The organism is Neisseria sp. P0001.S005, assembly GCF_051963715.1.
In genome coordinates this window covers 1-8,032 of the sequence record NZ_JBQCTZ010000160.1, presented here as the reverse complement: position 1 = coordinate 8,032, position 8,032 = coordinate 1, and the positions used below count along the sequence as shown (strand labels likewise).

The window sequence follows — 8,032 nt, the reverse complement described above, 5'->3', positions numbered from 1 at the left end:
TTGGTCGTCATCCAAACCTTCGTACATTTTAGACAGCCAGCTTGGGATTTTGACGTTGGTCACTTGGGCCATTTTGGTCAATTGTTTGAAATTGGTTACGGGAAGGATGCCGGGAACAATTTCAACGTCAATGCCCATCATCACGCAACGGTCGCGGAAGCGCAGATAGCTTTCCACGTCGAAGAAAAATTGGGTAATAACGTGGTTTGCGCCCGCATCGATTTTGCGTTTCAGATTGATTAAGTCGGCTTGTGCGGATTTGGCTTCCGGGTGCACTTCTGGATAGGCTGCTACGGAAATATCAAAGTCGGCAACGGAGCGCAACAGTTTGACCAAATCTTCGGCATAGAAAGGTTTTTTTTCGTAGCCGGGCGGCTCGTCGCCACGCAGGGCGACAATGCGGCGGATACCGCTGTCCCAATAATCTTTGGCGATTTGGCGCAACTCGTCAGGGCTGGCGTCGATACCGGTCAGGTGGGGGGCTGCGTCAAGGCCGGTTTCTTGTTTGATGCGTTTAACGATACTGTGTGTGCGGTCGCGTTCGCCGGAGTTTGCACCGTAGGTTACGGAAACGAATTTCGGATGCAAGGTTTGCAGGCGATGGATGGAATCCCATAGCATGGTTTCCATTTGTTCGTTTTTCGGCGGGAAAAATTCGAACGAAACATTGATGTCGCCTTTTAAATCTGAAAGGCTGTTGTTTAAAGCGGCGATTTCTCGAGCGTGATTCATGGTTATGCACCTTCTGCATATCTTTTATTTGTTGTCAGGCTGCATAATAAATTTGAGGTTGGTATGAGTCAATTTCGAAATTTTCCGAAATTGTATGAATAGATTTAATAAAGACCTCAGTCCGTCTGAAAAACTGCCTGAGGTCTTGTTTGATAGGGAAGGGAGGAAAGATTATTCTGCTTCATCTATCCATGCTTGTTGCACGGCTTCGAGAATACGCTCGCCGCAACGCGCCGGATCATCGTCAAATTCAGGCAGAGCCATAATCAAATCACGTAGTTGGGTGAAACGCACGGTTTTCGGATCGATGCTGTCGCCGTGTAAGTCGTAGAGTTCTTCGGCGATGCGTTGGGTATCTGTCCATTTCATGATGTGCTCCTTTATTTGGTTTTTAGGCAGTTGGTGAACATTTTAATCAAGAAGCAGGTGGACTGCCAGAATGTTTTACTGTCGTTGCGGATATAAATAATGCGGGTATTTTTTAACAAAATAGCATATTTGCGTTAAAATACGGCACGACACTTAAAAACCACGGCGCATTCGCTTTGAATTTGCCGTTTTATATATTTTATTCCGTTTTGAATGATGGTTTGCGCATGAATAATTTACATTATCTCAATGCAACCAAATCATCTGGAACGGCTCTTAATACGAAATCCATCGCTTAAAAATAAAAGGAAAAAAAGATGAATAACGCACTCAACGCCAAGCTGTCCAAACTGATTTACACGCTTGCTTCAGATGATCCGGAGTATCTGTCTAAAGCAGGTGCATTCGACCGTTTGCTGTTGTTGGTTCGCGAACTTTATCGGATGCTGGACGAAACAGAAGGTTTGAAGCAGCTGGTGTTCCGTCTGTATTACGGCAAGCACTATGGCTTAATTAAACTGGATGCCGCTTCGCCCAATGACGATGCAGGCGCATTGAGGTTGAAACGTTGGATGGTTTATTCGCGTATCGCCGAGCGTATCGAAAATTGCGGCAAGCATTTGTCGGTCGTGCTTGAAGATGCGGTGTTGAAAAATGGCGCAGACAAGTCTCATTATATAGATGAATCCAATGTCATTATCGAGCGTTTCGGTTTGGTAAGAGATGAGGCTGCACTTTCGGCCATCGAGGCGGAGGAGGCGTTGAAAACAGAGCAAGAGTTGCAGGAGACAAGCGAGCCTCAAAAATCTGCTCCTAGGCATAACGGCAATCTGCATCAAATCAGAATTCAAGAAAAAATTGAAAATTATTCTGCTACTCAGAAAGTGGCTGCTATGCAGATTTCCCGTATGCGTTTTATTTTTCCTCATATCGAATAGTTTGGGATGTAACCAAAAGGCCGTCTGAAACCATAAATTCATGGTTTTCAGACGGCCTTTTTCATTAAACCTTGTTTTAATGGTCTTCGCGAGCGTGGTTAATCGTATATTTAGGAATTTCGACCACCAAATCTTCGTCGGCAACCACTGCCTGACAGCTCAAACGTGAATCAGCTTCCAAGCCCCATGCCTGGTCGAGCAGGTCTTCTTCCAATTCGGTTGGTTCTTCCAGGCTGTCAAAACCTTTGCGGATAATCACGTGGCAGGTTGTGCAGGCGCAGGATTTTTCGCAGGCGTGATCGACTTCGATGTCGTGGTCGAGCAGTACGTCAAGGACGGTTTTGCCTTCGGGCGCATCTTCGATAACTGCACCTTCGGGGCATAATGTCGCGTGTGGGAGTACGGTAATTTTTGGCATTTTTATTGTCTCAGTTGTTTAAGAGTGGTTGTGGTTAAAGCGGTTTCAGACGGCCTTGGATATTCAATATTCAGGCCGTCTGAAAAATGGGTTTATAACATGATGCCTTTACTTCGTAAATTTTTCAAACACTCATCCAGATAGGCATCGTCATGTTCGGCATAAATCGGCGAAGTGGACGCTTCAGCTGCGTGTGCGTGATATGAGGCAACGGCTTTGCCGCGATATAGCGGGTCTTTCCATAAAACATCCGGTTTGTAACCGCGCCTTTCCATCTCTTTCATAATCAAGGCATGGTAAAGATAGAGTTTGTAGGGTGAATGGGTAAAAACGTAATTTACCGTCGCATGCGGCCTGCCCCAGCCTGCTCCGCGTAAAGCGGCGCATTCGCGGTGTTGCCCCAAAAGCTGGGCGCGGGGGAGTAGGGGGATAAGGGTTTGGTGCCAGAGTCTCATTTAGAATTTAAATCATTTTTCAATTAAACATTTTCTTAATGATTTAAGAAAATGAGAAAATTCTTCTAGTAATTCAATACTGTTTTTATCTAAACCATCGGGGTCGAAATGCATAACATCATTTCTAATTTCACGAATTTTATCCAGTGTTTTTATAAATTCTTGTCTATCCAGGTTTAAATTGAGCCTCTTCCAAATTTCAGAATTACCTAAAATAGTTTGATAGCCCCCAAAGTTTAGATCAGCAATTGATTCTATTTCTTCTGAACTATCAGGCTTTTTTGCTTTTTTTAGCTCTTCATCTGATAGGTCAATTTTGTCAAGAATATGGCGTATGCCATTTTCTATTTCGCTTATAAGTAAGAAAGGTTTTGAAAGCAAATGAAATTGTTCATTTAAATCATTGACTGTTACAATTCCAATAATTTCTTCATTGTTTGTGGAGTCTTTAATTAATACAAAATCATTTTGTGGGATTTTTGTTAAAACACTGAAAATTGTTTCATTTTTAGTAACTATAATGATATCCTCAGACATAAAATCTGAAACAGTTTTTTGGGATATATCTAACGACTGAGTAGTAATCAGTTTTTCTCCAATAGTTTTCCAACTGATAAAACCATTTACTCTCCTTTCATTTTGCATAACAGGTAGTTGGGAAAAATCATTTAAGAGCATAATAGTTAAAGCTTTAGATAGCGGCTCTGTTCGTGTAATGGAAATAGGTTTTTTATTTGCGGCATCTAGTCTCTCAATTTTATGACTAGGGTCTATATTAAAATTATTTGAAGAGGTTTTAGATGAGGCCTTTTTAAATGTAACAGTCCCATTTATGTTTGCTTGTTCAAAATCTGGTTCGGTAATTAACTCATATTTTCCTAATTCATAACGAATTTTATGGGTTATCTTTGCTCCTCTTCTAGATGCCTCGAACCATTCTAAAACATTGCGCAGAGGAAAGACTTGTTTTTTATTAGTAGGTTCTTTTGAATTTAATGCATCTTTTATAGCAATAAACTGATTTTCATATTCTTTCATTACCTTTAACCTTGATTTGTAAGTTAAATATTATCAATGTTGTACTCTGTTAGTATACGCTAAAGATTTCCTTTAGGTATTTTGTGACAAAGCAGTTAGTGTTCCCTTTCAGACGACCTATGGTTTAGTGGCGTGGTTCGAGTATCTCGATGACGTTTTGCCAATCCATACGGCGGGCAAAGTCTAGGGCGGTCAGTCCTTCTTGCGTGGTGGTGGCAGGGTTTGCGCCCAAGTCGAGCATGGCTTTGACCATGAGCGCGTTCCCTGCGATGGCTTCGTGATGCAGCGGTGTGTAGCCGTCTTCGTCTTGGTCGCGCAGGTAATCCGGGTTTTGTGCCAGCTGTTGGCGGAAGTCGTCCAGACAGTTTCGGCACATCGGATGTTCGTCCAGATTTTCGGGGTGTTCTTTTTCTTCGTAAACCAGCAAGACTTCTTCGGGGTCGCCAAAGTCGATTCCCCATGCGGCATCGTGTTCTGCGCGCTCTTGCGGCGTCATTCGGATGCGGACTGCCTGTACGGTGAAGCCGCCGTAGGGAATGCCGTTACACAGGAACATCCAATCGCTGATTTCGTCAACCGGAACGCAAACACTCTCGCCTTGTTCTACATTGGTCAGGTCGTTGGGTTCGTTGACCAGCGTGCCGTAAATGTGGAGGCCGTCGAAGTAGATGTCGTTTATCCACATATGTTCGCAAATTTCGCCGTCTTCGCTGTCTTGGAAAAAAGGTACTTTGACCATGGCAAAGTCCAAGGCGGGTATGATGCGGCGGTTTTCCCAATAAAGCTCGCGCCAGAAATATTTGAAGGTGGAACGTGCCTGTTCGAAGGCGTGGTTCATGAGTTCATTTGACTGATCGACACCGTAAACAATAGATTCGCTCATTGGATTCTCCTAAGGTCAAAGTGGATGCGGGTCGTCTGAACGGGACTGCCGGTGTGTTTCAGACGACCTGATGCTTTATTGGACTAATATACTGCCCCAGCCGTCGTAGTCGCCGTTGTTTTCGTGGGCGATATCGATTAACTCCCATGTGTCGTTGTCGATGTCGGTGAGCGGGGCGTTTTTGGAAAGTTGCAGGCGGTAGCTCGGGTGGTCTTCTTCATGCTCGATACGGCCGCTGTCGCTGACGGTATAGCCCAATGCAGCAACTTTGGCGGCTGCGGCGTTCAGGTCGGCTTCGGTGTGGAAAAACAGCCAGTGGTCGATGGGACGGGGTTGTTCGAGGCGGTCGCCGTCTTGTCGGAAGCGGCGTAAAACCTGCTCGTTGCGGATGGCTTGCAACTCGTAGCGGTCGGGATACAGGAATTCTTGATAAAACGACCATTCGGCATCTTCGCTGATTTTGATGTCGCAAACGCGGTTGTTTTGTGTCAGCAGGGTGCGGCAGGCTTGGGCGAAAGCTTCGGCATCGCGGCTGTAAAAGTGCCAGTTTGCCGCGCCGTCTGTGGTAACTATGCCTGCGGGAATGTTGTCGTTGCCCGCCAGTCGGTCGATTTGGTCTTCGATGTCGTAAACCGCTTCGCTTTCTTCGGGCGTCGGGAAGCCGTGTTCGTTGGTTTGTTCCAATTTCATGCTGACGCGCACATGCTGCAGATACTCTGCCAGCGGCGCGACTTCGATTAAGGCAAGATTAATGCGTAAGGCGGCGGGCGCGTCGCCAATGCGGCTGAAATAGACGTTCCAGTCTTGGGGGATGGAGAGGTTTTGCATAGGATGGGGTCGTCTGAAAAATAGGGTTTGAATTTTTTCAGACGACCTCTGATGCTTTTTAGAGGTCGTCTGAAACCGGTTAACCATCAAATATTATCAACACTTTGGCCGGTAAGCGCGCGTTGGATGTTGCGGTTCATGCGCTTGGCGGCGAAGTTGTCTGTGCTGTGGCTGAGTTTGGCGACGGCGGCACGGATGTCTTCGGCTTTTCCGTCTTTCAGGTAGCCTTGCAAAGCGGAGATGTCTTGTTGAATCTGTTGCAATTCTTCAGCTTCCAATAAATCGCTATCCAATTCAAGAGCAGCGTTGACGGCGTCGGTTAGGCTTTCGGCTTCGACTATGGCTTCGGCGCGTGCGCGTGCAGCCATGTCTTCGGCAGCGTTGCTCATGCTGTCTTTGAGCATTTGGGTGATGGTGCTATCGTCCAAGCCGTAGGAAGGTTTGACTTCGATTTGCGCCTGTACGCCGGTGCTTTGTTCTTGTGCGGAAACGGACAGCAATCCGTCAGCGTCAACTTGGAAGGTCACGCGGATACGCGCTGCGCCTGCGGCCATGGGCGGAATGCCGCGCAGGGTAAATTTGGCAAGGCTGCGGCAGTCGGAAACGAGTTCGCGCTCGCCTTGTACGACGTGTATCGTCATGGCGGTTTGACCGTCTTTGAAGGTGGTGAAATCCTGCGCGCGCGCGGTGGGGATGGTGGAATTGCGCGGGATGATTTTTTCGGCGAGTCCGCCGTAGGTTTCCAAACCGAGCGACAGGGGGGTAACGTCCAGCAGCAGCCATTCGCCGTCGGTTTTGTTGCCGGCAAGGACGTTCGCCTGTATGGCGGCGCCGAGCGCGACGACTTCGTCGGGGTTGAGATTGTTCAGCGGGGTTTGTCCGAAGAAGGTAGCGACGGCTTGTTGGACATGCAGCATACGGGTAGAGCCGCCGACCATAATCACGCCTTTGATGTCGGCTTTGGTCACGCCCGCGTCTTTCAAGGCTTGTTTCACCGGCTCTATGGTTTTTTGCACCAGATTTTGGGTCAGGTGGTGAAATTCTTGGCGGGTAATGACGGTATGGATTTTGCGGCCGTCTGAAAGCGTGGCTTCGACGACGGCTTCGGTTTGGTTGGTCAGTTGTTCTTTGGCGGTGCGGACAAGGGAAAGCAGAAGCTGGCTGTCGCGCTCGTTGAGTTTGGAAAGGTCGTTTTGCTCAAGCAGGTGGCAGAACAGGCGGTGGTCGAAATCGTCGCCGCCCAATGCGCTGTTGCCGCCGGTGGCTTTGACTTCAAACAGCCCTTTGGTCAGTTGCAATACGGATACGTCGAATGTACCGCCGCCCAAGTCGTAAACGACAAACGTGCCTTCCGAGGCGTTGTCCAGACCGTAGGCAATCGCGGCGGCGGTCGGCTCGTTGAGCAGACGCAATACGTTCAAGCCCGCCAAACGCGCGGCATCTTTGGTGGCTTGGCGTTGGGCATCGTCGAAATAGGCGGGAACGGTAATGACGGCGCCGACCAAATCGCCGCCTAAAGTTTCTTCGGCGCGCAATTTGAGGGCTTTGAGGATTTCAGACGACACTTCGATAGGCGTTTTGGCACCTTGGCGGGTGTTCAGCTCAACCACGCGCTCATTGGGTGTAAATCGATAGGGCAGGTATTGCGCCTCTTGTGCGAGGTCGGTAAGGGTGCGGCCGATTAGGCGTTTGGCGGAGCTGACTGTATTTAGCGGATCGGTTTTTTGGGCAGAAAGGGCGTTTTTGCCGACTTCAACTTCGCCATCTAAATAACGGACAACCGAAGGCAGGGTGGTGCGGCCGTCTGAATCGGGCAGGCAGACTGCGCTGCCGCTGCGTACGGTGGCCACCAAGCTGTTGGTTGTACCTAAATCAATGCCTACGGCGAGGCGGTGTTGATGGGGGGCGGCGGACATGCCGGGTTCTGAAATCTGCAAAAGAGCCATGATTGTGTGCCTTCTGATGCTGTATTTATTAGGATGGGGCAGATTTTAGCAGATTTTTGGCAGATAGTTGAGTGGTTTGCTAGGAAATAACCATAAGGCCTAATGTTGTTTTTTTAATTGAAAAGAAAGTGGATTTTGAATTCAGACTTGTATTTTTTAAGAAATGCGGATAAAATTCGACCTCTTTGCCTTGCCTTTTACTTCGCATGGTGAAAGGCTGTTTTTAATCATCCATAAGGAGATAACATGCGTCATTACGAGATCGTGTTTATCGTTCATCCTGATCAAAGCGAGCAAGTGCCTGCTATGGTTGAGCGTTACAAAACCATGATTACTGAAGCCAGCGGCAAAATCCACCGTTTGGAAGACTGGGGCCGTCGTCAATTGGCTTACCCAATCAATAAAATCCACAAAGCACACTATGT

The 8,032-nt window shown here is 47.6% G+C and carries 10 protein-coding genes; 2 read left to right on the top strand and 8 right to left on the bottom strand.

The window, feature by feature from the left end:
• Positions 1-732, bottom strand: a 732-nt coding sequence (gene metF / locus ACTHSP_RS15350; protein ID WP_440346384.1) for a methylenetetrahydrofolate reductase, incomplete at its 3' end; no start/stop codon positions are given.
• A 171-nt stretch (positions 733-903) separates the two neighbouring features.
• A complete protein-coding gene (gene iscX / locus ACTHSP_RS15345; protein ID WP_003682097.1) occupies positions 904-1,101 on the bottom strand; it encodes a Fe-S cluster assembly protein IscX in 198 nt (65 codons plus the stop codon).
• 317 nt (positions 1,102-1,418) lie between these two features.
• Here iscX and ACTHSP_RS15340 point away from each other — a divergent pair, with 317 nt between their 5' ends.
• Entirely contained in the window at positions 1,419-2,039 is a 621-nt protein-coding gene (locus tag ACTHSP_RS15340; protein WP_314513765.1) for a hypothetical protein, read from the top strand.
• A 76-nt stretch (positions 2,040-2,115) separates the two neighbouring features.
• Here ACTHSP_RS15340 and fdx read toward each other — a convergent pair whose 3' ends face one another.
• From fdx to hscA, 6 genes are all read right to left on the bottom strand, one after another.
• Positions 2,116-2,457 (bottom strand): ISC system 2Fe-2S type ferredoxin, encoded by a 342-nt coding sequence (fdx, locus tag ACTHSP_RS15335; RefSeq protein ID WP_003678874.1) that lies wholly within the window; start codon positions 2,455-2,457, stop codon positions 2,116-2,118.
• Positions 2,458-2,549: 92 nt separating this feature from the next.
• Positions 2,550-2,912, bottom strand: a complete 363-nt coding sequence (locus tag ACTHSP_RS15330; protein WP_440346383.1) for a TIGR02328 family protein — start codon at positions 2,910-2,912, stop codon at positions 2,550-2,552.
• Between the two features lie 12 nt (positions 2,913-2,924).
• Positions 2,925-3,950 carry a CBS domain-containing protein gene (locus ACTHSP_RS15325; RefSeq protein WP_314513770.1) on the bottom strand — a complete coding sequence of 342 codons (1,026 nt, stop codon included), beginning with the start codon at positions 3,948-3,950 and terminating at the stop codon, positions 2,925-2,927.
• A gap of 124 nt (positions 3,951-4,074) precedes the next feature.
• Entirely contained in the window at positions 4,075-4,833 is a 759-nt protein-coding gene (locus tag ACTHSP_RS15320) for a DUF2314 domain-containing protein (protein WP_314513772.1), read from the bottom strand.
• A 75-nt stretch (positions 4,834-4,908) separates the two neighbouring features.
• Positions 4,909-5,661 carry a DUF695 domain-containing protein gene (locus ACTHSP_RS15315; protein ID WP_314513774.1) on the bottom strand — a complete coding sequence of 251 codons (753 nt, stop codon included), beginning with the start codon at positions 5,659-5,661 and terminating at the stop codon, positions 4,909-4,911.
• Positions 5,662-5,747: 86 nt separating this feature from the next.
• Positions 5,748-7,607 (bottom strand): Fe-S protein assembly chaperone HscA, encoded by a 1,860-nt coding sequence (hscA, locus tag ACTHSP_RS15310; protein ID WP_440346382.1) that lies wholly within the window; start codon positions 7,605-7,607, stop codon positions 5,748-5,750.
• A gap of 246 nt (positions 7,608-7,853) precedes the next feature.
• Here hscA and rpsF point away from each other — a divergent pair.
• Positions 7,854-8,032: 30S ribosomal protein S6 (gene rpsF / locus ACTHSP_RS15305; RefSeq protein ID WP_440346385.1), on the top strand; the 179-nt coding region annotated here is incomplete at its 3' end.

Coding starts and splice junctions, on each gene's coding strand:
- iscX (WP_003682097.1), bottom strand. CDS start 1,101: ATGAAATGGACAGATACCCAACGCATCGCCGAAGAACTCTACGACTTA.
- ACTHSP_RS15340 (WP_314513765.1), top strand. CDS start 1,419: ATGAATAACGCACTCAACGCCAAGCTGTCCAAACTGATTTACACGCTT.
- fdx (WP_003678874.1), bottom strand. CDS start 2,457: ATGCCAAAAATTACCGTACTCCCACACGCGACATTATGCCCCGAAGGT.
- ACTHSP_RS15330 (WP_440346383.1), bottom strand. CDS start 2,912: ATGAGACTCTGGCACCAAACCCTTATCCCCCTACTCCCCCGCGCCCAG.
- ACTHSP_RS15325 (WP_314513770.1), bottom strand. CDS start 3,950: ATGAAAGAATATGAAAATCAGTTTATTGCTATAAAAGATGCATTAAAT.
- ACTHSP_RS15320 (WP_314513772.1), bottom strand. CDS start 4,833: ATGAGCGAATCTATTGTTTACGGTGTCGATCAGTCAAATGAACTCATG.
- ACTHSP_RS15315 (WP_314513774.1), bottom strand. CDS start 5,661: ATGCAAAACCTCTCCATCCCCCAAGACTGGAACGTCTATTTCAGCCGC.
- hscA (WP_440346382.1), bottom strand. CDS start 7,607: ATGGCTCTTTTGCAGATTTCAGAACCCGGCATGTCCGCCGCCCCCCAT.